24 protein-coding genes are annotated in these 22,048 nt (G+C 67.3%); 12 read left to right on the forward strand and 12 right to left on the reverse strand.

Going from position 1 to position 22,048, the window contains the following annotated elements; all coding sequences use genetic code 11:
- Positions 1-2: 2 nt before the first annotated feature.
- Genes FDA38_RS07790 through FDA38_RS07800 form a run of 3 tightly spaced genes read left to right on the forward strand, consistent with a single transcriptional unit; the run spans position 3 to position 2,957 of the window.
- Positions 3-1,250, forward strand: coding sequence for an MFS transporter (locus FDA38_RS07790; protein ID WP_202877583.1), 1,248 nt, complete (start codon positions 3-5; stop codon positions 1,248-1,250).
- 19 nt (positions 1,251-1,269) lie between these two features.
- Positions 1,270-1,737: a MarR family winged helix-turn-helix transcriptional regulator gene (locus FDA38_RS07795; RefSeq protein WP_137253348.1), complete on the forward strand. Its 468-nt coding sequence runs from the start codon at positions 1,270-1,272 to the stop codon at positions 1,735-1,737.
- On the forward strand, positions 1,734-2,957 hold the full coding sequence (locus tag FDA38_RS07800; protein WP_137253349.1) for an MFS transporter: 1,224 nt from the start codon (positions 1,734-1,736) through the stop codon (positions 2,955-2,957). The genes FDA38_RS07795 and FDA38_RS07800 overlap by 4 nt, the downstream gene beginning before the upstream one ends.
- On the opposite strand, the gene FDA38_RS07805 is transcribed toward FDA38_RS07800, so the two are convergent.
- Both FDA38_RS07805 and FDA38_RS07810 read right to left on the reverse strand, forming a co-directional pair.
- Positions 2,941-3,876: a formylglycine-generating enzyme family protein gene (locus FDA38_RS07805; protein WP_137253350.1), complete on the reverse strand. Its 936-nt coding sequence runs from the start codon at positions 3,874-3,876 to the stop codon at positions 2,941-2,943. The two genes, FDA38_RS07800 and FDA38_RS07805, sit on opposite strands and share 17 nt — an antisense overlap.
- An 18-nt stretch (positions 3,877-3,894) precedes the next feature.
- A complete protein-coding gene (locus FDA38_RS07810; RefSeq protein ID WP_137253351.1) occupies positions 3,895-4,284 on the reverse strand; it encodes a hypothetical protein in 390 nt (129 codons plus the stop codon).
- A 69-nt stretch (positions 4,285-4,353) separates the two neighbouring features.
- Here FDA38_RS07810 and FDA38_RS07815 point away from each other — a divergent pair, with 69 nt between their 5' ends.
- A complete protein-coding gene (locus FDA38_RS07815; protein WP_137253352.1) occupies positions 4,354-4,773 on the forward strand; it encodes a MarR family winged helix-turn-helix transcriptional regulator in 420 nt (139 codons plus the stop codon).
- On the opposite strand, the gene FDA38_RS07820 is transcribed toward FDA38_RS07815, so the two are convergent.
- Entirely contained in the window at positions 4,766-5,635 is an 870-nt protein-coding gene (locus FDA38_RS07820; RefSeq protein WP_137254177.1) for an LLM class flavin-dependent oxidoreductase, read from the reverse strand. The two genes, FDA38_RS07815 and FDA38_RS07820, sit on opposite strands and share 8 nt — an antisense overlap.
- A 2-nt stretch (positions 5,636-5,637) precedes the next feature.
- Complete coding sequence (locus tag FDA38_RS07825; protein WP_137253353.1) at positions 5,638-6,069, reverse strand: GNAT family N-acetyltransferase; 432 nt, start codon at positions 6,067-6,069, stop codon at positions 5,638-5,640.
- Between the two features lie 62 nt (positions 6,070-6,131).
- On the opposite strand from FDA38_RS07825, the gene FDA38_RS07830 reads away from it, so the two are divergent.
- Positions 6,132-6,767, forward strand: a complete 636-nt coding sequence (locus FDA38_RS07830; RefSeq protein ID WP_137253354.1) for an SGNH/GDSL hydrolase family protein — start codon at positions 6,132-6,134, stop codon at positions 6,765-6,767.
- Positions 6,768-6,825: 58 nt separating this feature from the next.
- Positions 6,826-8,715, forward strand: a complete 1,890-nt coding sequence (locus tag FDA38_RS07835; protein ID WP_170989618.1) for a glycoside hydrolase family 127 protein — start codon at positions 6,826-6,828, stop codon at positions 8,713-8,715.
- Here FDA38_RS07835 and FDA38_RS07840 read toward each other — a convergent pair.
- The gene (locus FDA38_RS07840; RefSeq protein ID WP_233714582.1) at positions 8,673-9,686 is read right to left on the reverse strand and encodes a LacI family DNA-binding transcriptional regulator; all 1,014 of its coding nucleotides are present in this window, start codon (positions 9,684-9,686) and stop codon (positions 8,673-8,675) included. The genes FDA38_RS07835 and FDA38_RS07840 overlap by 43 nt on opposite strands.
- Positions 9,687-9,851: 165 nt before the next feature.
- Between FDA38_RS07840 and FDA38_RS07845 the strand changes: the two genes are divergently transcribed.
- The 5 genes from FDA38_RS07845 (at position 9,852) to FDA38_RS07865 (ending at position 14,713) form a co-directional block, all read left to right on the forward strand.
- Positions 9,852-11,234, forward strand: coding sequence for an extracellular solute-binding protein (locus FDA38_RS07845; RefSeq protein WP_137253357.1), 1,383 nt, complete (start codon positions 9,852-9,854; stop codon positions 11,232-11,234).
- Positions 11,234-12,112: a carbohydrate ABC transporter permease gene (locus FDA38_RS07850; RefSeq protein WP_137253358.1), complete on the forward strand. Its 879-nt coding sequence runs from the start codon at positions 11,234-11,236 to the stop codon at positions 12,110-12,112. The genes FDA38_RS07845 and FDA38_RS07850 overlap by 1 nt, the downstream gene beginning before the upstream one ends.
- Entirely contained in the window at positions 12,109-12,954 is an 846-nt protein-coding gene (locus tag FDA38_RS07855; RefSeq protein ID WP_233714583.1) for a carbohydrate ABC transporter permease, read from the forward strand. The genes FDA38_RS07850 and FDA38_RS07855 overlap by 4 nt, the downstream gene beginning before the upstream one ends.
- A 655-nt stretch (positions 12,955-13,609) precedes the next feature.
- Positions 13,610-14,191 carry a dihydrofolate reductase family protein gene (locus tag FDA38_RS07860; protein ID WP_137253360.1) on the forward strand — a complete coding sequence of 194 codons (582 nt, stop codon included), beginning with the start codon at positions 13,610-13,612 and terminating at the stop codon, positions 14,189-14,191.
- 18 nt (positions 14,192-14,209) lie between these two features.
- Complete coding sequence (locus FDA38_RS07865) at positions 14,210-14,713, forward strand: hypothetical protein (RefSeq protein ID WP_137253361.1); 504 nt, start codon at positions 14,210-14,212, stop codon at positions 14,711-14,713.
- Between the two features lie 274 nt (positions 14,714-14,987).
- Here FDA38_RS07865 and FDA38_RS07870 read toward each other — a convergent pair whose 3' ends face one another.
- From FDA38_RS07870 to FDA38_RS07900, 7 genes are read right to left on the reverse strand one after another with little or no spacing between them, the layout of a single operon-like run.
- Positions 14,988-15,698 carry a 2OG-Fe(II) oxygenase gene (locus FDA38_RS07870; RefSeq protein WP_137253362.1) on the reverse strand — a complete coding sequence of 237 codons (711 nt, stop codon included), beginning with the start codon at positions 15,696-15,698 and terminating at the stop codon, positions 14,988-14,990.
- A gap of 36 nt (positions 15,699-15,734) precedes the next feature.
- A complete protein-coding gene (locus FDA38_RS07875; protein WP_137253363.1) occupies positions 15,735-16,754 on the reverse strand; it encodes a hypothetical protein in 1,020 nt (339 codons plus the stop codon).
- A complete protein-coding gene (locus tag FDA38_RS07880) occupies positions 16,751-17,557 on the reverse strand; it encodes a Gfo/Idh/MocA family oxidoreductase (RefSeq protein WP_137253364.1) in 807 nt (268 codons plus the stop codon). Before FDA38_RS07880 ends, FDA38_RS07875 begins: the two co-directional genes overlap by 4 nt.
- Positions 17,557-18,570 carry a Gfo/Idh/MocA family protein gene (locus FDA38_RS07885; protein ID WP_137253365.1) on the reverse strand — a complete coding sequence of 338 codons (1,014 nt, stop codon included), beginning with the start codon at positions 18,568-18,570 and terminating at the stop codon, positions 17,557-17,559. The genes FDA38_RS07880 and FDA38_RS07885 overlap by 1 nt, the downstream gene beginning before the upstream one ends.
- A 22-nt stretch (positions 18,571-18,592) precedes the next feature.
- The gene (locus FDA38_RS07890; protein ID WP_137253366.1) at positions 18,593-19,555 is read right to left on the reverse strand and encodes a Gfo/Idh/MocA family protein; all 963 of its coding nucleotides are present in this window, start codon (positions 19,553-19,555) and stop codon (positions 18,593-18,595) included.
- A 46-nt stretch (positions 19,556-19,601) separates the two neighbouring features.
- Entirely contained in the window at positions 19,602-20,612 is a 1,011-nt protein-coding gene (locus tag FDA38_RS07895; protein ID WP_137253367.1) for a LacI family DNA-binding transcriptional regulator, read from the reverse strand.
- Positions 20,613-20,646: 34 nt separating this feature from the next.
- Complete coding sequence (locus FDA38_RS07900) at positions 20,647-21,162, reverse strand: dihydrofolate reductase family protein (RefSeq protein WP_137253368.1); 516 nt, start codon at positions 21,160-21,162, stop codon at positions 20,647-20,649.
- 148 nt (positions 21,163-21,310) lie between these two features.
- On the opposite strand from FDA38_RS07900, the gene FDA38_RS07905 reads away from it, so the two are divergent.
- Positions 21,311-22,039, forward strand: a complete 729-nt coding sequence (locus FDA38_RS07905) for a hypothetical protein (RefSeq protein WP_137253369.1) — start codon at positions 21,311-21,313, stop codon at positions 22,037-22,039.
- Positions 22,040-22,048: the final 9 nt, after the last annotated feature.

The following is a 22,048-nucleotide window of genomic DNA, read 5'->3' on the forward strand; positions in this document are numbered from 1 at the left end:
GTTTGGCAGTCTTTGCTGACACCGTTAAGCAAGTGACTTCGAGAACCCGCCTGCTGCTGCCCGCAGCGTTCATCACGTCCCTCGGCAACAACGTCCAGCTCCTCGGCGCCGCGCTGCTGCTCGTCCGCGCGCATGGCTCGATGCTCGACGTCGGCTGGCTGTTCATCGCCGTCGCAGTACCGCAGGCAGTCCTCTCGCCGTACTTCGGCCGCCTCGCCGACCGCTTCGACCGCCGCCGGCTGTGGGTTCTGTGCGACGTGATCAGCGCGCTCGCCGCCCTGGCTCTCCCTGTCGGCCTGGCCCTGGGCGTCGCCCAACAGCCCCTCGTCTACGCAACCAACTTCGCGCTGGCGATCATCGCTGCCCAGTTCACCCCCGCCAGTGCTGCCCTCATCCGCGAACGAGTCCCCACCGAAAACCTCCGCCCCTTCAACGCCCACTACGAGATCGCACTCCAGTCGGGCATGCTCCTCTCGGCATCGCTGGGAGGCATCGCCCTCCAGTACTTCGGCCCCCAACCCCTCTTCACCTTTAATGCGCTGACCTTCGCGTTATCCGCCGCTCTGGTGCTCGCGGTCGGGGAGAAGCGCCCCCGCGGACACGTCGAGGAGGTGTTGCCGCAGGCAACCAAGCGCCTCCCGCAGGCGGCGCCCACGGCGGCCGTTCCGGATCGGATCCCGCTTGTTCCGCTCGCCGTGTTGTTGGGGCAAGGGCTTGTGGTGGTGACCGTCTTCAACGCCTTGTTGCCGGTGTTGCTGATCGGGGAGTGGCAGCGAGGGCCCGCGGTGCTTGGGGTGGTTGATGCTGTGGGTGGGGCTGGGTTCTTGCTTGCTGCGGCTGTTTATCGGCGGTCCGCGGGTTGGTTCGGGGATTTGAAGCTGGCGACCGGGGGGTTCTTGGTCTGTAGCGGGTTGCTGGTGCTTCAGCCGTTGTTCGGCGTGCCCGCGCTGATGGGTCTTGTGCTGCTGGGAGCGTTCCTCTTCGGTCAGGCCCGCATTGCGACCCGCTCACTGCTGATGACGTCGGTCGATGAGTCGCGCGTCGGCCACGCCTTCGGCATCGCCAACGGATACGGCCTGGCGGCAACGATCGTCGTCATGCTGATCGCATCGATCGTCACCGGCCACTCCGACACCCGCTACGGCTTCGCGGTACTCGCCCTCATCAGCATCCTCTCCGCCGCCTTCGCCACCACCTGGATATCCAAAGCATCAAAAGAGCCGCAACCAGAAGTGACAGCACTTATATAAGCACTGTTATGATCACCGCATGGACGATCCCACCGAGCAGAGTCAGTGGCGGCCGCTGCACGAGTTGCTGGACCGGTTGCACGCCGAGATCGGACGGATCTACACCGATCGCGAGATCAAGGGGCTCAAGCCGAGCTACGTGCGCGAGCTGATCCAGCTCCACCTCAAGGGCCCGATGACGATCACCGAGCTCGCCGACACGGTCGGCCGGACCCATTCCGCGCTCAGCCAGAAGGTCTCCGCGATGCGCACCGCCGGCCTGGTCCGCACGGTGGCCGGCGCCGATGCGCGCAGCAAGAAGGTCACGCTGACGGCCAAGTCGAAGAAGCTCGTCGAGCTCCTGACGGCCGAGTGGCAGGCGACCGAGGCCGCCATCGCCGAGCTCGAGGCCGAGCTGCCGTATCCGATGACGCAGGTGGTCCGTGACATCGAGCAAGCCCTGGCCCGCAAGAGCTTCCACGACCGCATCACCGAGAAGCTGAAGTGAAGAACGCGCTCATCGACCTCGGCCCGTTGCGGGTCACGGCGTATCGGCGTCTGTGGATCGGGCAGGTGCTGTCCGGATTCGGCGGGCAGCTGACGTTCGTCGCGGTGATGTTCCAGGTCTGGGATCAGACGTCGAGCCCGGCCTGGACCGGTGCCGTCGGGCTGGCCCAGGCATTGCCGCTGATCGTGCTCGGTCTGTTCGCGGGCTCTCTCGTCGACCGGCTCGAACGTCGACGGATCTACCTGATCACGACCTGCGGGCAGTTGCTCACAGCAACCGTCATGGCGAGCCAGTTGGTGTTCGGGCGCGTGCCCGTCGGCGTGCTCCTCGCGCTCATCGCCGTACAGTCAGCGTTCGGCGCGACCGCCGGCCCGGTCGCGCGGACGGTCCTGCCGCAGCTGCTGTCCCGCGACCAGCTCGCGGCCGGGATCGCGCTCAACCGGATCGGGTTCCAGGGCGCGATGCTGCTCGGACCGGCGCTCGGCGGCGTGATCATCGGCGCCTGGGGAGTCGGCGTCTGCTACCTGATCGACGCGCTCAGTTTCCTGGCGGCGCTGTACGGCGTACTCGGTCTGCCCCGGATGCAGATCGAGGGGACCGCCAAGGCGGGGCTGCGCGGGGTGTGGGACGGATTGGCGTTCGTTGCGTCGACGCCGGTGATCCGTGGGGCGTTGATCACCGATCTGGCGGCGACCGTGTTGTCGATGCCGATCAGCCTGTTCCCGGTGATCAATGCGGAGCGATACGGCAACAACCCGCGCACACTGGGGTTGTTCCTGACCGCGATCGCCGTCGGTGGGGTCGCCGCGTCGCTGTTCTCCGGTTCGTTCACGCGACTGCCGCGTCATGGCGTCGTGATGCTGTGCGGTTCCGCGGCGTGGGGGATTGCCTTGCTGTTGTTCGCGTTCTCGCCGGCGCCCTGGTTGGCCTTGGTGTGGCTCGCGTTCGCCGGCGCCGCGGACACCGTCGCCGTCGTCTCGCGGAGCACGATCGTTCAGCTACACACGCCGTCCGAACTGCTCGGCCGGGTCAGCGCCGCCGAGCAGATCGTCGGCCAGGCCGGCCCCGACCTCGGCAACCTCCGCGGCGGCGTCGTCGCGCAGTTCACCTCACCGGTCGCCTCCCTCGCGTCGGGTGCGTTGCTGTGTGTCGCAGCGGTAGCCGCAGTTGCCGCGAGTACGCCGGGATTGCGGAAGCCCGCGGTCAGTCAGGACGCGTGAGGCCGACCGTACGGAAGCCGGCGTTCCCCATCGAGGACTCGGGCGTGTTCGACGAGCGGGCGGCGTTGCGGTAGCGGTTGCAGTACGAGTCATGGCACAGGTACGAGCCGCCGCGGATCACCCGCGCCGCGCCGAGCGACGGTCCGTGCGGGTTCTCGGTGGGGGAGAACTTGTAGTACCGCGGGCCGAACCAGTCCCCGCACCACTCCCAGATGTTCCCGACCATCTGCCACAGCCCGTACCCGTTCGGCTCGAAGGTGCGGGCCGGGGCCGTCGTGAGGAATCCGTCCTCCTCGGTATTCGCCCGCGGGAAGTCGCCCTGCCAGATGTTGCAGCGCCACTCGTCGTCGATCAGCTCATCGCCCCACGGGTACCGCGCGCCGTCCAGACCGCCGCGCGACGCGTACTCCCACTCGGCTTCCGTCGGCAATCGCCGTCCCGCCCACTTGCAATACGCGACGGCGTCGTTCCAGCTCACATGGACGACGGGATGCTCGTCGAGACCGTCCAGATCGGAGCGCGAGCCGCCCGGGTGCCTCCAATCGGCCCCGCGAACGCCGGCCCACCACGGCGTACCGGACGCCGGCCCCATCAGCTCCTCCGGTTCGGCGGCGAGCGCGAGATGGAACACCGCGGAGTACCCGAAGATCTCCGCCTCGGTCCGGTATCCGGTCGCGTCGACGAACCGAGCGAAGTCGGCGTTCGTCACGCTGGTCGCATCGATGCTGTACGGCGAGAGCTCGACCGTGTGCACGGGCGTCTCGCCGTCGCCGACGTTCTCGTCACCGTTGGTGTTACCCATCGCGAACGAGCCGCCCTCGAGCACCACCTGCTCGATCCCGTGGTCGCCGCATCCCGCCGGACCCGGAGGAGGCGACGATGCCTCACCACGAGAAGGCGCGCAGCAGGAGTCGCTCATACCGACAAGCTTCCCAGCTCACGCCGACATGAGCGCCCGAAGGTCCTGATGATTCAGGTAAACCACGATCTGCCACTCGCCCTCGACTCTCCGGAGCAGGTACGTCGACGCGAAAATCGTGCCCTCCGGGACGGTCGACGACTCGGTGCGCTCGAGCCGCCAGGTCGACCGCACCAGCGTGTGCTGCTCGTCGACAGGCGACTCGTCGAGCGAGTCCAGGGTCATCCCGCTGATCCCCAGCCCGGCGAAGAACTCCTTGCGTTTCGGCAGGCTGGCCACGACCTGCTCGCGGGTCACCGGCGTCACCGACACCGGATCCAGCGTGAGCAAGGTCGGATGGAAGCCTGCTCCGTCGCTCGCAGTCGCGAACCGGTCGAAGAACTCGGCGACATCATCGCGTACCTTCATCAAACCCCCTCGATCAGGTAGCAGTCTAGACAGTAGCTGTCGCGACAGCAATAGCGAAGGAGGCCGGACATGCCGGGTCCGCGGCTCGAGCTGACCAGTTTGGTGACGCAGGTGGCCCGCGGGGTCCGGACGGCGCTCGATCAGCGCTTCGCCGAGCTCGGGCTGACGTCGCAGCAGGCCGGCGTACTCCTGCACGTCTCGGGCGGTACGACGAGCCCGCGCAAACTCGCCGACCTGCTCGGCACCGACACCGCGGGCATGACGCGACTGGTCGACCGGCTGGTCGAGAAGGACTACCTCGACCGCCAGCCCGGCTCGGCGGATCGTCGTGCAATCACGGTGGCCCTGACGCCGGCCGGGCGCAAGATCCTGCCCGCAATCAAGCCGATCTTCGACGAGGTTGCCGACGCGATCACCGCCGGCATCCCGGCCGAGGTGCTGCCCGACGTACTGAAGGCCCTCGAGGCGATGCGGGCCGCGGTCAGCTGAGACTCGGTGGGCCCTGCTCGATCCGGCGCATGACCGGCTCGAGGCGGTAGAAGTCCTTGCCGCGGATGAGCTGCCGCTCGTCCCACCAGGTCGCGCCGGCCTCGGCCAGCGGCTCGACCAGCGCACGGGACTGGGCCGCGTCGGCCGGGCTGATCCCGCCGACGATCACGTCGTACGGCGTACTCCGGTCCTCGCGCTGCTCGTAGATGAAGGCAACCAGTTCGCGCAGCTCGTCGACCGGAGGGGCCTCGCCGTGGTTGGCACTCGTGAACAGCGGTACGGCGCCGTCCCAGCGCGCGGCGCGTCGCATCGGAGCCTTCTTCGGCCAGTAGCCCGCGATCCACACCGGCGGCCTCGGGCTCTGAACCGTTGCCGGCAGCAACTCCACGTCGTCGACCCGGTAATGCTTGCCGGTGTGGTCGACCCGCTCGCCGGACCAGTACGCCGCCAGCACGTCGAGGCCCTCGTCGAGCCGCTCGGCCAGCACCTTCGCATCGGTCGTGTCGCCGAAGCTGCCGAACTCGTCCGTGATCGGCCCACCGAGCCCGGCGCCGAAGATCACCCGGCCGCCGCTCATCGAGTCCAGCGTGGCGACCTGCCGCGCGAGCTGCTCAGGCCGCCGCCGTGCGACCGGCGTGACGAGCGGACCGAGCTTGATCCGCGACGTCGCCAGCGCGGCCGCCGTCATCAGCATCCACGGATCGCCGAACGGCTGTCCGCGCCGCTGCTCCTTGCTGTGGACGACGTGGTCCCAGAAGAAGAGCCCGTCCCAGCCGGCCTCCTCGGCAGCCGCCGCCACCCGCGCGACCGTGTGCGCGTCGGCGAAGTCCCCGAAGTTCGGAATGTTGATCGAAAAGCGCATCGTCACTCGCCCAACCGTAGTTCGACAAAAGGAATCGTGTCGCCGGGCAGCAGGTACGTCTCCACTTCGACGAACCCGTGCGCCTTCGCGAACCGCACCCCGTCCTCGTTGCTCGCCAGGATGTGCGTCTCGAAGGTGTCGCCCAGTTGCTGTCCTCGTTGCAGACAGTGCTGATAGATCGCGTCACCGAATCCGCGCCGCCGGTACTCCGGGAGCACGCGGGCGATCACGGTCACGGCCGCGGTCTCGTCCGACGGCGGCCGTACGGTGGAGCAGCCGACCAGCACGTCCCCGTCGTACGCGACCTCGAGCACGTTCCGCGTCAGCCGCTCGCGGATGTCGTCGACCGACAACGGCGCCGTCGGGATGATCTCGTTGTGCACCCGCTGCCAGTCCAGCAGCGTGGCGTCGTCCTCCACCGGCACGATCCTCATCCCGCCAGCCAACAGGCCGTCCTATCAGCCGGTCAAACTGATTCCGGGGTAGCGTCCGTCCCGTGCGGATTCTCTTCGTCGGTAACAGCTTCACGTCACGCAACAACCTGCCCGGGCTGATCAAGGGTCTCGCCGCCGCGCGAGGGATCGAGGTCGAGCACAAGCTGATCTCGGCCGGCGGCGCCTCGCTCCGGCAACACCTCAACGCCGGCAAGGCGCTGGAGGCGATCGCGAGCGGCGGATTCGACACCGTCGTACTGCAGGAGCAGAGCACGCTCCCGATCAAGAGCCCGGCCCGCTTCCGCGACAGCGCCCGCGACTTCGACACCGCCATCACCGCCGCAGGTTCGCGCACAGCGCTCTACCTGACCTGGGCCCGCCGCAACGCCCCGGAAACCCAAAAGGCCCTCACCGACGCGTACGGCGGAGCCGCGGCCGAACTCGGCGCTGCGCTTATCCCGGTCGGCCTCGTCTGGGAACGCTTCCTCGCCACCCACGACGAGCCTGTCCTGCACGACCCGGACAACAGCCACCCAGCCCTGGCCGGCAGCTACCTGGCCGCCTGCGTCTTCTTGATCGCTCTCATGCAGGAAGACCCGGTCGGCATCGACGTGCCGGTCAAAGGCCTCGACCCGGACACCGCTGCGCTCCTCCGCCAGGCTGCGTGGGACATCTGCACGGAGCTCGCGGTGGGATAGAGAGGAAAAGTTCGGAAACATGTTGCCTCAGGCGTGCCGTCCCGGTCAGGATGGTGCGGTGACGACGACTGATCAGGGACCGGCCGCGCCGGTTGCGGCCACCGCGCTGCGCCCGCTCGGCCTACGCGACGTACGACTCGACGGCAGTTTCCTCGGTGAACTGCAGGCGACCAACGGGACGGTCTCGATCCCGAAGGGTGCCGAGCATCTCGAGGAGCAGTGGGACAACTTCCGCAATGTCGCCAAGGGGGTGACGGATGCGGAGTATCACGGGCCGAACTACGAGGACGGCGAGGCCTACAAGTGGCTCGAGGCGGTCGCCTGGGAGGCCGGCCGGAGCACGGATCCCCGGCTGATCGACTGGCTGGAGTCGCGGACCGCGCTGGTCGCGGCGGCACAGGACGAGGACGGGTACCTCGGCACGTTCGTGCAGTCGGGGCGGCGGGACGAGCGGTACGGACAGCTCGACTTCGATCACGAGATCTTCAACATGGGCGCGATGATCCAGTCGGCGGTCGCGCAGTACCGGGCGACCGGACGGACCGCGTTGCTCGACGTCGCGCGGCGGGCGGGCGATCACCTGCATCGGACGTTCGGCACCGGGCCCGGACAGCGTGAGGGTTTCTGCGGCCATCCGGTCGCCGAGCTGGCGCTGGTCGAGCTGTACCGGGCGACGGGCGAGCAGCGGTACCTCGACCAGGCGAAGTACTTCGTCGACGCGCACGGCCGCTCGATCCTTGCCCCAGGCAACCCGGGACGCGCGGCGTACTTGTCCGACCGGATCCCGGTCCGCGAGACCACCGCGCCGGAGGGGCACGCCGTACGCGCGATCTATCTCGCCGCCGGTGCCACCGATGTCGCGATCGAGACCGGCGACACCGAACTGCTCGAGAAACTCGAGACACAGTGGCAGAACATGGTGCGGACGAAGATGTACGTCAACGGCGGCCTCGGCAGTCGCTGGGACGGTGAGTCGTTCGGAAACCCGTACGAGCTTCCCAACGACGTCGCGTACGGCGAGACCTGCGCCGCGGTCGCCAGTCTGCAATGGAGCTGGCGGCTGCTACTGGCAACGGGTAGGGCGAAGTACGCCGATCTGTTCGAGTGGCAGCTGTACAACGCGGTGCTGCCGGGAGTTTCGCTTGATCGGTCGAAGTACTTCTATGTGAACGCGTTGCAGGTGCGCGCCGACTCCGACGACGCCGACAAGCGGGCTCCGGGCAACGGTCGTCAACCGTGGTTCGGGACGAGCTGTTGCCCGACGAACCTGATGCGCACCTTCGCGTCACTCCAGCACTACATTGCCACTAGCAACGAGAGTGGCGTGCAGATCCATCAGTACGCTGCCGGCTCGATCACGGCGGGCGACCTGCAGTTGAGCGTCGCCACCGACTACCCGTTGTCCGGACGTGTGGTCATCACGGTCGATCAGCCTGTCGAGACGGCGATCAGCCTGCGGATCCCCGCCTGGTCGGCCGGCGCCGAGATCGCTGTCGGGGACGAGGTCGTCCCGGGCGTCGCGGGCACGTACGCAACGGTCCGCCGGGACTGGCGAGCCGGCGATCGCATCGTTCTCAACCTGCCGATGGCGCCTCGGTTGGTGCACGGTCACCCACGGGTCGAAGGCATCCGCGGCTCGGTCGCCATCTGCTGCGGTCCGCTCCTGTACGCCGTCGAGCAGGCCGACCAGGCCGCACCCGTCGACGATCTCGTCCTGACCGGCGCCACGCTCGACGAAGTGCCTGGCACCGACCGCATCACCGCCCGCGGGGCCACCTGGCAATCCTCGAGCGAGTTGTACGCCGACGTACCAGCTGGAGTGGACGAGGCTGTTCAGATCACGGCCCTGCCCTACTACCAGTGGGCGAACCGCGAAGTCGGGCCGATGAAGGTGTGGCTGCCGTATCAGCCGGCCGTCTCGTCGGTCGACGCCCGTACGACGAGCTGACAGGGCACCTGCTCGAGGCCCGCATGCGGCCGTCCTTCGATTGCGTCGAGCAACCGTTGGGCGGCCACCCGGCCGACGTCGGCAAGCCGCAGATCCACGGAGGTCAGCGGCGGTCGTGCGCCCTCGGCGATCAGCTCCCAGTTGTCGGTGCCGGTGATCGCGACGTCTTCCGGGATGCGGCGGCCGAGCTCTCGCAGGGCGTCAGCTCCGCCGCGAGCGAGCAGATCGCTGCCGTAGTGGATCGCGTCGATGTCCGGGTTCTCGCGGAACAGGATGTGCGTCGCCTGGCGTCCCCATGCTTCGGTCCAGCCGCCGTACATCGCCATGCCGGTCAGCTCGAGACCGGCCGCGGCGAGCGCCTCGCTGAGACCGGCGTGCCGGCTCCGTGCGGGGTCGAAACGCTCCGGCCCGGTGACGTGCGCGATCTTGGTCCGGCCGATCCGGAGCAGGTGCTCCGCGACCAGTCGCCCTGATGCGGTGTCGTCAACGACCACCGAGCAGTCGTTGTCGTCGGCGGACGGCGTCAACGCATAGACGACCGGTACGTCGCGTGCGCCCGCCAGGGGAGGCCTGCGGTTGAAGTTGCGGCCGGTCACGATGAACCCGTCGACGCGACGACCGAGCAGTACGTCGACGTAGTGCCGCTCGCGGATCGGATCGCCGCGGCTGTCGCACAGGAACACCGAGATCCGGCCGGCCCCGAGCGCATCCTCAGCGCCGAGCATCACCGGGACGCTGAACCGTTCGAAGCTGTCGGTGGTGATCATGCCGACCGTGTAGCTGCGCCGCTCGAACACGCTGCGGGCCAGTGCGTTCGGCCGGAAGTCGATCTCCTCCGCCGCCTGCCGGATCCGCTCCCGCGTCGCCTCGCTGATCTGGCCGGTGCCGTTGAGTGCCTTCGACACCGTGCCCGGTGACACCCCCGCCCGCGCCGCGACATCCCTGACCGTCGCCCGCTTCTCCTGGCTCAACCGACCTCCCAGATCCATGTTTCCGGAAACAACCATACCTTCCGGGACGCCTGAATCGATCCTGTTACAACGTTGACCCTTGACCGATTTCTGCTCCGCTCCTATTGTCAGGAAACATGTTGCCGCCGTGTTTCGGTGGCCGTGTTCACTGCCCGAGGAGGGCTCATGTCAGCAACTACCTTCGGACGGCGCCGTGCGCTGCAGCTCGGCGGGCTGGCCACACTCGCCGGGCTGGCCGGCTGCAGCGGCAAGTCGCTGGGGGACAGCGGCTCGGGCTCCGGCGGCGGGTCCAAGGAACTGCAGTTCATGTTCTGGGGCTCGACCGCGGAGCAGAAGGCCATCTCGAACATGCTCAAGGCGTTCGAGCAGGAGAAGTCCGGCGTTACGGTGAAGCCCGTCTTCACCCCGGCGGACTACGACACCAAGCTGAACGCTCTGGTCGCCAGCAACCGCCAGCCGGACCTCTGCTACATGCAGAGCCCGATGGGATATCGCCTTGCCGAGCAGGGCAAACTCGTCAACCTGTACCCGTACTTCGACAAGTACCCGGACCTCGCGAACCGTCTGCCCGGCACGTACTTCTGGTGGGACAAGGGCAAGACGTACGGCACGCAGAGCGCCAACGAGATCATGTCGCTCTGGTACAGCAAACCGGCGCTGTCGGAGGCCGGCGTGGAGACGCCGCCGGCCGAGGCGGACAAGGCGTGGAGCTGGGACACCTTCGTCCAGAACGCCTACAAACTCACGCTCGACCAGAACGGCAAGCACCCCGACGAGGACGGCTTCGACCCGAAGCGCATCCGCCAGTACGGCGTTTCCGCCGGGCTGGGGCCGACGGTGTATCAACCGCTCCTGCTCAGCCGCGGCATCAACTTCGCAGACGACACCGGCCGCAAGTCGATGCTGGACACCCCTGAGGCGATCGAGGTGTTCCAGAACCTCGCCGACCTGATGTACAAACACCGCGTCGCGCCGACACCGGCGCAACTCGGCAACAATGCGCCGAGCACGACGGTGCAGCTCAAGACCCGTCGCGTGGCGATGGTGATCGACGGGCAGTGGACGCTGCTGGATCTTGCCCAGGGCAAGCTCGAGTTCGGGATGGGCGTGCTGCCGAAGTACAGCAAGCCGATGACGATCACACTCGGCGGTGCGACCGCGATCTTCTCCTCGACCAAGCACGAGCAGGAGGCGGTCGAGCTGTATCTCTTCCACGACAACCCGACGAAGGTCGACCTGTTCAGCACCGGTCTGTGGATGCCGTTGGAGAAGCGGTACTACACCGATCCGAAGGACATCGACGTCTGGACGAAGAACGACGCGCACCCGGCGGAGTACAAGACGGCCGGGGTCGACTACACGATGAACAGCTCGGCGCCGTACTTCTACCAGAAGCTTCGCAACATCGAGGCGATCGACAAGGTGCTGACGCCGGCGATCCAGGTCATCCAGCAGGGCAAGACCCCGGCTGCCGACGTACTCAAGCCGTTGGCGGCGAAGCTGAACGGCGGTCTCCTGCAGGGCACGTACCCCACCAACGGCAGCTGATGAGAGCAGAACGACGCTGGGGATGGTTGCTCGCGGCACCGGCGATCCTCGGCTTCCTGATCTTCACGATCGGCCCGATGATCGCGTCGCTGTTCTTCAGCCTGACCGACTGGCAGATCGGCGCCCCGGCGAAGTTCGTTGGTCTAGGCAACTATCGGCAGCTGGGGCACGATCCGCTGTTCTGGAAGTCGTTGAGCGTCACGACGTACTACACGCTCGGCGTCGTACCGCTCACCCTGGTGGTCGGGTTCGTGATCGCGATGCTGGTCAACCAGGGCATTCGCGGTCGCGGGTTCTGGCGGACGGTCTACTACCTGCCGACGCTGGTGCCGGCGGTCGCCAGTTCGGTGCTGTGGATCTGGATCTTCAACCCGGACTTCGGTCTGCTCAACAGCATGCTCCGGCAGGCCGGGCTGCCGACGTCGAGCTGGATCTACGGCGAGCAGAGCGCCGTACCGTCGCTGATTCTGATGAGCACGTGGGGATTCGGGAACGCGATGGTGATCTTCCTTGCCGGGCTGCAGGGCGTGCCGCGTCAGTTGTACGAGGCGGTCGCGATCGACGGCGGCGGGTCGTGGGCGCGGTTCCGGCACGTGACGCTGCCGTTCATGACGCCGACGATCTTCTACAACCTGGTCACCGGCACGATCGGCACGTTCCAGGTCTTCAACCAGGCGTACATCATGACGCAGGGCGGGCCGAACAACGCGACCGAGTTCTACATCTACTACCTCTACACGAAGGCGTTCACCGACAGCGAGATCGGGTACGCGAGCGCACTGGCCTGGGTGTTGTTCGTGATCGTCCTGGTCATCACTGTGCTGCTGTTCCGCAATGCGCGCCGATGGGTGTACTACGAGATGGGAGCGGCCCGGTGACACGAGAAGGCTCGCTGGTTCGCCGTACCGCGGTCTGGGTGTTGCTGGCCGCGGGCGGGCTGATCATGGTCACGCCGTTCGCCTGGCTCGTCCGCAGTGCGTTGATGGACGACAACCAGATCTTCGTGTCGCCGCCGCAATGGATCCCGCGGCCGTTCGCGTGGGCGAACTTCAGCGGGGCGTTGGGGTCGCAGCCGTTCGCGCGGTACTTCCTGAACACGATGATCATCGAGGTACTCGTCGTCACCGGGACCGTCCTCACCTGCGCGCTGGCGGCCTTCAGCTTCTCCAGGCTGCGCTGGCGCGGCCGGAACCTGATCTTCGGGTTGCTGTTGACGGGCGTGATGCTGCCGTACGCCGTGACGCTGATCCCGACGTTCGTGATGTGGGGCTCCGTCGGCGCGCTCGACACCTTCATCCCGCTGACGGTGCCGGCGTGGTTCGCCGGTGCGGGCGGCGGGGTGTTCAACATCTTCCTGTTCCGGCAGTTCTTCCTGACCATCCCGTACGAGCTCGACGAGGCTGCCTACATCGACGGCGCCACCCCCTGGAAGGTTTTCTGGGCCGTCATCATGCCGCTGTCGAAACCGGTCGTCGTGGTCGTGGTGATCTTCACCTTCATCGGCGTCTGGAACGACTTCCTCGGCCCGCTCCTCTACCTGACCTCCGACAGCCACTACACCCTCGCCCTCGGCCTGGCCGGCTTCCAATCCACCTACACCGCCCAATGGGGCTTCCTGATGGCCGCCTCCCTGGTAGTCATCCTCCCCATAATCCTCATCTTCTTCGTCCTCCAACGCTACTTCGTAGAAGGCGTAACCCTCACCGGCGTAAAAGGCTGAAGCGGACACCGACAAACAGACACCACCCCGCGAAAGGACACCGCTTCGCGGCGGCTGTCTTGTTGGCCGCCTTCGGCGGCGTGCGCGATGTCATCTCGCCTGTCTGTTTCCGGCGCGCATCATGTGATCTGGTGACCGCGAGAGCGGACACCGCTTCGCGGCGGCTGCTTTCTTGGCCGCCTTCGGCGGCGGGCAATGCGTCTCGGCTGCACGTGTCCGGCGCGTGGCACGTAGGTGGGCTGCGGGGCGGGTTGGGCTGCTGACTGTGTAGGTGTGGCGGATGAGGTGGGCGGTCGCCCGCTTCCCGGCGGCTGTTTTCTGGCTGCCTGCGGCGGTAGCCGCGGAGAGATGCCTCGGCAGGACGACCTAGCGGACTGGGATTCGGGAGGCTGCAGCTAACGACAGGAGGTAGTCGGGTTTGGGGGCCGATCGGCGAGCGATTCACGCTGAGGGACGGCCCGCCGCGAGGGACACCTCCTGTCGTTAGCGGACATCCACACCGCCGAGGATCACAGAGAGTGGTACCGGCCTTTCGACGTGAGCTGCAGGGGTGGTTCTGGATTGGCTGGGTGATGTCGAATCAGGCGTGGTGTGTTCGACGCAGGGGTGAATGGCCGCCCATCGGGCGCGGCCGAGGCATTCAAGGGAGACCTACATGACCGCGACCTATACCTTCGACGTCTTCTCCAGCCTTGACGGGTTCGCGTCGTACGACAACGCCGACTGGGGGCCGTACTGGGGGAAGCACGGGCCGGAGTTCATCGAGCGGCGGATTGCGCAGTACGACGAGGAGCAGCGGATGGTCTTCGGAGCCGACACGTTCCGGCTGATGATGCAGATGATCGGCTCGAGCAAGATCTCGGCCGAGGAGCTGGACCCGGTGAACGGTCGGATGCGGCCCATGCCGACCACTGTGGTGTCGTCCACGCTCGAAGGCCCCTTCGACTGGCCTGACGCAACCGTCGTGACCGGCGACGCCGTCGAGCTGATCACCCGCCTCAAGGAGGAGTCCGACGTACCGCTCCGCTCCCACGGCAGCCTGTCGCTGAACCGAGCCCTGATGGCAGCTGGCCTCGTCGACCGCGTCCAGATCACGATCTTCCCGGTCATCGCCGGCCAAACCGGCGTCGAGCCCATCTTCCAGAACGCCGCCGACTTCGACCTCGAGCTCCTGGAAACCCACACCTTCGACGGTCGCACCCAAGAACTCATTTACCACCCCACGCTGCACAGCTGAGCCGAGCTACTTTGGAGCATGAGCAGGATGGCTCAAGGTACGGCTGGCGGTGACAATGAGCATCCACCGAAGGTGCCGATCGACGGCGCGGTGCCGATCGAGCTGATGCCGACGCCGCTGACCATCGCGGCCGACGCTTTGGGCGCCTGGATCGCGCAGCACCCGAATGCGGACGTCGGTGGTGTCGCGCTCCAGCGCCATGGCAACAGCATCAAGGTCTATTGGAAGGGCGCACCTCCGCCGGAGTTGCAGACCCTCGCCGCCGCGCAGCCGATGCCCGTGATCTTCCACGCAACCACGTACTCAGCCCCGGAGCTCGACCCGATGGCGCGGCAACTGATGACCGATCACGGCGACACCGTCAGCTCAACCGGCCCGAGCCACGACTACTCCGGCATCAGCGTCACCCTCCGCTCCACGGCACCCGCAGTCGCCACCATGGCGAAGTTGAACGCCGAGTCGCCCGTACCGGTCATCTTGTGGACGTTCGCCGATCCTGTCGACCTGACCACCAACACGTAGTTCGAGTACGCCGCCGAGGGCCAGCAGACAGTCGTCGCGGAGGGGCGTCCGATCGGCTTGTCCAGCGGATCGAATGATGCTCGCCGGGTACGTTCGGGCGAGGGGGCGTTCGCGCGCCGCCGGAGGCGGCCAAAAGGCAGCCGCCGCGGAGCGGCGTCCGGTCGTCGTGTCCGCCTCGCCAGGTGATGCTCGTCGGGTTCGGCTGGGTGAGGAGGCGATCGCGTACGCCGCCGGAGGCGGCCGATAGGACAGCCGCCGCGTAGCGGTGTCCTTTTTACTTGGCGTCGTGGAAGACGAGGCCGAGGGTGTGGCGGTGGCCGGTTCGGATGGGGGAGACGCCGTGGCGGACGGGGGAGGCGGACCAGCCTCGGGTTGATTTGACTGGGCGGTCTCGGGTGGTGAAGAGGAGGCCGTGGCCTTGGGGGATGAGGGTTGCGGTGCCGCGGGATTGTGCTCGTGGGCGTTGTTCGACGAGGAGGAATTCGCCGCCGGTGTGGTCGACCCCAGGCGCGTTCAGGTTGATCACGACCTGCAACGGAAACACCTTGTCGCCGTACAGATCCCGATGCAGCGCGTTCCAATCGCCGGCGCCGTAGCGCAGGAGGATCGGCGTCGGGCGGGTCTGGCCGGCTGAGTGGCAGATGTCGAGCCATTCGTCGAGCGTGTCCGGCCACTCCGGTTCGCGGCCGAGTTTGGTATACCAATCGCGCGCGATCGGCAGCAGCCGCGGATAAAGCGCCTGCCGCAACGCCTCGACCTCAGCGGGGAACGGCCGATCGAAGTACCGGTACTGCCCCTCACCGAACCGGTGCCGCGCCATGTCGATGGTCGCGCGGAAGCGCGCGACGTCGTCGTACAGCGCGGCGATCCGCCCAGCCTCAGAGGGCGTCAGCAGTTCGGGGAGCAGCGCGCCGCCGAGGTCGTTCACCTCGGCGGTCACCGCGTCCCAGTCGGCTCCGGCTACTCGTCGCTCGTACTTGTTCATATCTATGGAACGCCGCAGCCCCAGAAGGTGTGAGACCTACGAGGGGTAGTACACGCCACCTTCACCCCACACCGACGGCAACAGAAGCAGGCTGCCGTAGTGGTGCATCGCGATCCCGGCGAAGGCGGGCGTGTCTCCGAGAGCGGCGTACACCTTGTCCAGCTCGGCCTCCATGTACGTCCGGCCTTCTTCGTAGAACGTGACCGTCTCGGGATCGCTGGTCCCGGACAGATCCTTGCTCTCGACACCGATCACCACCGACTGCGGTTTGCCGATCGCCGCGGCATAAGCGATCTCGTGTTCGGCGCGCGAGATGATCCCGGTCGCGGTCTCGGTGTAGTCCATCAACGCGACGTAGTCGGTGAGGTCCTGGACGTGATCGCTCAGCGGCGCGGTCTTGCCGTGCCAGGTGATCGCCGTACAGCAGTCCGAACTGTCGAACCAGAACGGGATCGCCGGCCCGACCAGCAGCTTCTGCCCGGACACGTCCCGCAGATGAATGAACTTCGCCAGCAGGTCGAGCCAGATCGTCGGCAGCGTCGTACCCGGCTCCTTCCACTCCGGCAGCAGATACGGCTCGATATCCACATTCACGCCATCGAACCGAGCGTTCGCCGGCGCGGTGCGGTTGTAGTCGAGCACCTTCGTAAACTCACCGATCGCCAGATGCTGGTACTGCGGAAGCACCCCGAGGTACGGCGGATTCGTACCGCCCGCGATCACCGCCTGCACGTGGTACCCGCGCCCCCGAGCCCATCGCACGAACGACGCCACCTGTTGCCGCGAGTCCCGCAACATGTCCTGACCGTTGTACGCCGCTACGCCGACGTACAACGTCTTCACCGGATCCGACCCGAACGTCGTCGTGTCGTCCATCATCCGCCCGAGCTTGTCCCGCGCCGCCCGGTCGAACACGGCCGAGTACGAGTCCTGCTCCCACAGCCACATGGCTCGATCCTGGTTGTACCTCGCCACCGGCCGGCCAGTGCTGGCCGACGCCGGCACACCAGGAACGACCGCGAACAACAGGACCAGAGCCGCGATAAGCCGCTTCACAACTGCTCGAGCACGGTGATCGGAGCCAGCATGGTCGCGTCGTCGAGAGGACGTTGCCCGGTCTCGAGCATCTGCAAGAAGACCTTCAATCCAGGTACGACGTAGTCCTCGTCCAGCTGAATCGCCTGGCTGGCAAGACCGGTACGCCCGACGACGGCAGCGTGGAAAGGCACCCGGCCCTCGTCCGTCGGCTTCACGAACTGCAGCGTCACCAGCACCCCGTTGCTGCGGTACCGCGCAACGATCGTCGAGCCGACGCGCTCGACCTCGACCGGACCGGGTTCGCCCGGCGCCAACCGCTGCGCAAGGTCCGCGATATGAATCCCGTAGAAGAAGATCCCGCTGTACTCGCTGTCCGGATCAGCCGGCCCCGTGACCGTCACCGTCTGCACCTCGCCGACGTCCGCCGCCGCAATCGCATCAGCGTCAGCAACCCACCGAACGGCCGAATACGAAGTGACAAGAGTGTCCCCAGCAGCATCGAGGATCGCCCGCGCATCCGCACCACCAGCAGCGAGCGGCTTGTCGACCCAAACCGGAACGCCTGCTTCCAGGAAAGGTACGGCGTGCTCGCGGTGCAGCGCCCCATCGCGATTGGTGATGATCAACGCGTCGACCGAGCCGATCAGCTCGCCGGACGTGGGGACGACCTCAGTGATTCCGCCGGCAGCGGCGAGCTTGCGGGTCTTCTCGTCGTCGCCGACCAGAGCGGCGATCCGTGCGTCGGCGATCCGGTCAACGTTCAACAGGCGGACGATGTGGTCCGCGTGGCTGTTCTCAGTCCCGACCAGGGCGATGCGCATCAGTTCTCCTCCAGCTCAACGGGACGCCCCAGCCGGGCGGATTCGTACACGGCGAGGACCGTCGCCAACGAGCGTCGCCCGGCCTCCAGCGACACGGCCGGCGCACGTCCGGAACGGACAGCGGCGATGAAATCGCGGTACTGCGCGAGATGCGCAAGCTCCACCGGACCCCAATCGGCTGGTCCCTCCAGCACTGACGCCTCAGGCGCAGCAGCCGAGGCGGAAGCGAAGTACGCGAGCTCATCGTCGTCGAGCACCGCCGTACCTTGATCGCCGTGGATCGTCAGCCGCACCGGACGACCCGGGTACGCCGCAGTGCTGGCGAGCAGCAACCCGATCGCCCCGCTCTCGAACAGGATCGTCGCGCCGGCCAGATCCTCCACCTCGATACCGGAATGGGCGAGCATGCCGGTCTGAGCGCTGACCTGCACCGGGCGGCCGAGCATCCACACCAGCAGGTCGAGCGCGTGAATGCCTTGGTTCATCAGCGCGCCGCCGCCGTCGATCGCGAGCGTGCCGCGCCAGTCGTCGCCGTCGTAGTACGACTGCGGCCGGAAGAACGCCGACTCGGAGATCCCCGACGTCACCCGGCCGAGCGCGCCGGAGTCGATCGCCGCGCGGATCTGCGCGACCGGCGGCTGGAAACGGCGCTGGCTGATCACGGACATGGTGAGCCCGGTCGATCGCGCAGCCTCGATCAGGCGGTCGGCGGCGGCGAGCGTGATGTCCACCGGCTTCTCGACGATCACGTGCTTACCGGCCTGCAACGCCTCGATGGCAAGGTCCGCGTGCAGCGCACTCGGTAGACAAATGGACACGGCATCGACCGAAGCAGCCGCGAAAGCATCGGCGGGCGACGAGAACGCCTGACCGCCGTACTGTTCGACGAGCTTTCCGGCGCGGTCGAGGTCCTGGTCGACGACCGCGACCAGTTCGGCTTCGTTGCCTAGGGCTTCGATGAGGCGAGCGTGCACAGTGCCGATCGCGCCGGCACCGATCAGGGCGAAACGCATGAGACCTCTCTTCGATCAGGGATCAGGGAGTCGTCCAAGGAAGCGGTACGCCGCCGATCTCGGCGGACTGTTGTGCGAGCAGGGCCAGGCGCGTGGCCAGCAGGCCGCGAGCCGTGGTGATATCCGGTTCGTTGCCTGCAGCAAGCGCCTGCAGGGGCAGCTCGGCGGGGCGATGACCGGCCGGCAGCGGTATGTCGTGTGGTGCGAGGTCGGTCGTCGTGAGGACGAGACGGTGGCGCGCCCAGAGCAGTTCGGCGGTGCCGTCCGTGCCGATGAGCTTCATCCGGTAGTCGCCGTGCACCGGTGAGCCCGCCGGATTCATCCAGTCCACGCCGGCGGTGATCAGCGCACCGGGTCCGCTCAGCGTCGCGACGCCGTACGAACTGCCCACGATCGAGCCGCTGACGGTGCCACTGGTCAGACCGGTGAAGAGCAGCCCTGCGTCGATGTCATGGACGGCGAGGTCATTGAGTACGCCGCCGTAGCGCGCCCGGTCGAAGAACCAGTCCGGGCGGGTCGGGCGGTTGAGCTTGTGCGGGCCGGAGGCGGTGACGCCGTGGATCGTGCCGAGTTGGCTGGAGATCTCCATGGCCGCGAGCGTCACGGGGTAGTAGCGCTTCTCCAGCAGCAGCGTCACGTGGCGGCCGGTGCGTTGCGCGGCTTCGGTGATCGCGTCGAGGTCCTCGATGGTCGTGCAGAGCGGCTTGTCGGCGATGACGTGGCAGCCGGCATTCAAGGAGTCGACGACGGCCTGACCGCGGTCACCGTAGATGCCGGCGACCATGACAATGTCGGGCGACACCTCGCGCAGCATCTGCTGGTGATCCGTGAACACCTTCGCGTCGTACGGCGCGGCCCATCGCTCAGCGAGCTCGCGACTCGGGTCCGCCACCGCGACCAGTGAAAGCGAGTCGACAGCGTCGACCTCCGCGGTCGCGTAGGCCACGTGCGGATGGGCGGCTCCGGCGATGGCGATCCGAGTCATCTCGTGATTCCAGCATGCAACCGGTTGCACGTCAACGCGTCACGCATCAGGTCAGCGCCCCTTTCGGCGCCGTCGCGGTCGTCGCCCGAGTCACCAGGTGAGTCGCGATCGTCATGCACTCTCCGGCGTCGTCGGCGTCCTCCATCAGGCGGATGAGCAGCTGGGCTGCGGCTGTGCCTGCCGTGGATGCTCCGGCGGACACGCTCGTGAGGGCGGGCGTGGTGAGCGCGGCGAGAGTGTCGTCGCAGCCAACCAGGCTGAAGTCGCCAGGCACCGAGATCCCGCGCAACTCGAGCCCCGCCAGCACCCCCTGCGAGACCACGTCGTCGAACGCGATCGCAGCCGTCGCGCCGGACCGCACGAGCGCCGACACCGAGTCCCGCCCGGCCGCGTAGCTCGGCCGGCCCACCTCGATGACCTCCACCGTCAACCCCGACGCGGCCGACGTCAGAACCTCCCGTCGCTGCTGGTCAGACCACGAGTCCCGAGGGCCGGCCAGATAAGCGATCCGCTCGTGCCCGAGCTTCTTCAGCAGCATCACCGCCTCGGTCATACCGCCGGTGGAGTCGATCAGCACGCGGGGGATGCCGTCCAGATCGCGGTTCACCAGCACAACTGGACGAGTAGCCGCCAGTTCCCGGATCAGCTGCTCCGACAACCGCGGCGAGGCCAGCACGAACCCCTCCACCTGCGGCGCGAGCCGGGCGATCAGCTTGGCCTCCCGCTCCGCGGACTCGTCCGAGTCGCCGAGGAACACCGCCAGGTCGGCCGTCTCCGCGGCCGATTGCAGGCTCCGAACCAGCGGCGGGAAGAACGGGTTCGCGATATCCGGTACGACGACCGCGATGTTGCCGAACCGCCCCGTCGACAGCGCCCGCGCCGCCTGGTTCCCGACGTACCCGAGCCGGGCCGCGACCGCACGGACATGGTCGACGGTCTCCGGACTGAGCAGCTGCGGCCGGGTGAACGCCCGCGACACCGTCGACCGCGAGACCTGAGCTGCGGCAGCGATATCGCCGATCGTGACCCCCGGCGCCCGCTGCAGACGTGGCGACATGAACCCACGATAGTGCAACCGGTTGCAGACTGCGTTACCTGAGGACCTTGAACCGGAAGTTCAGTCCGTCGGCGGTCACGACCTCGAGTTTGGTGGGGTCGACGCCGGGGCTGTCGTAGAAGCGGATGCCTTCGCCGAGCAGGACCGGGGCGATGTGCAGGACGATCTCGTCGACCAGGCCGGCGTCCAGGGCCAAACGCGGTACGGCGCCACCGGTCACGACGAGGTTCTTGCCGGCGGCCGCCTCCACGCCCCGGCGTACGACGTCGCGGATGTCTCCTGACACGTAAGTGAACTCGGGGCCCGGGTTCGTCGCCGGATCCTTGCGCGTGTAGACGAAGACCGGCCCGGTCCACACCCCACCGTACGGACGATTCTCGGCGACCGCCTCGATCCGCTTCCCGCCGCACAGGAAGGCGCCGGTCGTCCGGATCACCTCGTCGCCCAGCGCGGACGGCCCGCCGGCGAAGCTCCAGTCGAGCTTGTCGTCGCGATCCCCGATGAATCCGTCCAGCGACATCGTCATGTGCCAGATCACTGCGCCGGTCATGGGGAACTCCTCTCCTTCGACCCACCCTGCCGGTGCGCGGGCGACACGTCTACTGACTTACTGGGCATGGTGTCTTCATTGATGGCCACCGGCGAGTAACACTGGGGGTGGAACGTCTGGTTGGACGACTGGGCGATGGGGCACTGGGATGAACATGGTGGACGTCGAGCTGCGGTATTCGCGCATCTGGCGGGCAGCCGTGGGACTGCTGGCCACAATCGGAGTCGTTGCGTCGCTGGTGTTCGTCTCGCCGTCGACGAACCTGGTCGCGTTCCTGGTCGCCGCGTTCACCGCGGGAGCGGTCTGCTTGAGCATCGCGCTCGGTCGAGACCTGCCGTCCAGTGATCTGACGTACCTCGTTCCGCGCTGGGCCGTGCTCGGCGGACTGTTCGTCCTCGCGGTCTGCGGGTACGCCGCCGCGGTCGGCGCCCGGACGGTCGCGCTGATGCTCCTCGTCGTCGGCTCCTCCCCACCCGTCATCAGCTGGCTCCGCTCCGGGACGGCCGAGAAGCCGCCCCGTGAGGTACGGCGGCGCCGGCCGATGAAGTTGCCCAAGGCATCGGCTAGCCTTAGGCAGGTAGTGCAGACGGACGGCCGCCCGGCGCCCGACTGGCCGATGCCGAAGTACCTCACCGCCGTCGTGCGCAGCGTCGGTGAGCTCAGTGACGACGAGCTGTGCCTGGCCTGGCGGCGGAGCTTCACCCAGCTCCAGCGGGCCCTCGGCGCCGACCGTCGGCAGGCGATGGTCGACGTACGGCGTGCTTATCTCGACGAACTCGAGCGCCGCCACCCGGACTCGTTCGCCACCTGGCTGGCCTCGAACCCGCGAGCCGCCGGCAACCCCGCGCGCTTCTTCACCTACCGCGCGGAGCACTGACCGACCCCC

This window comes from Kribbella jiaozuonensis (assembly GCF_005233875.1).
GTDB classification, from domain to species: Bacteria; Actinomycetota; Actinomycetes; order Propionibacteriales; family Kribbellaceae; genus Kribbella; species Kribbella jiaozuonensis.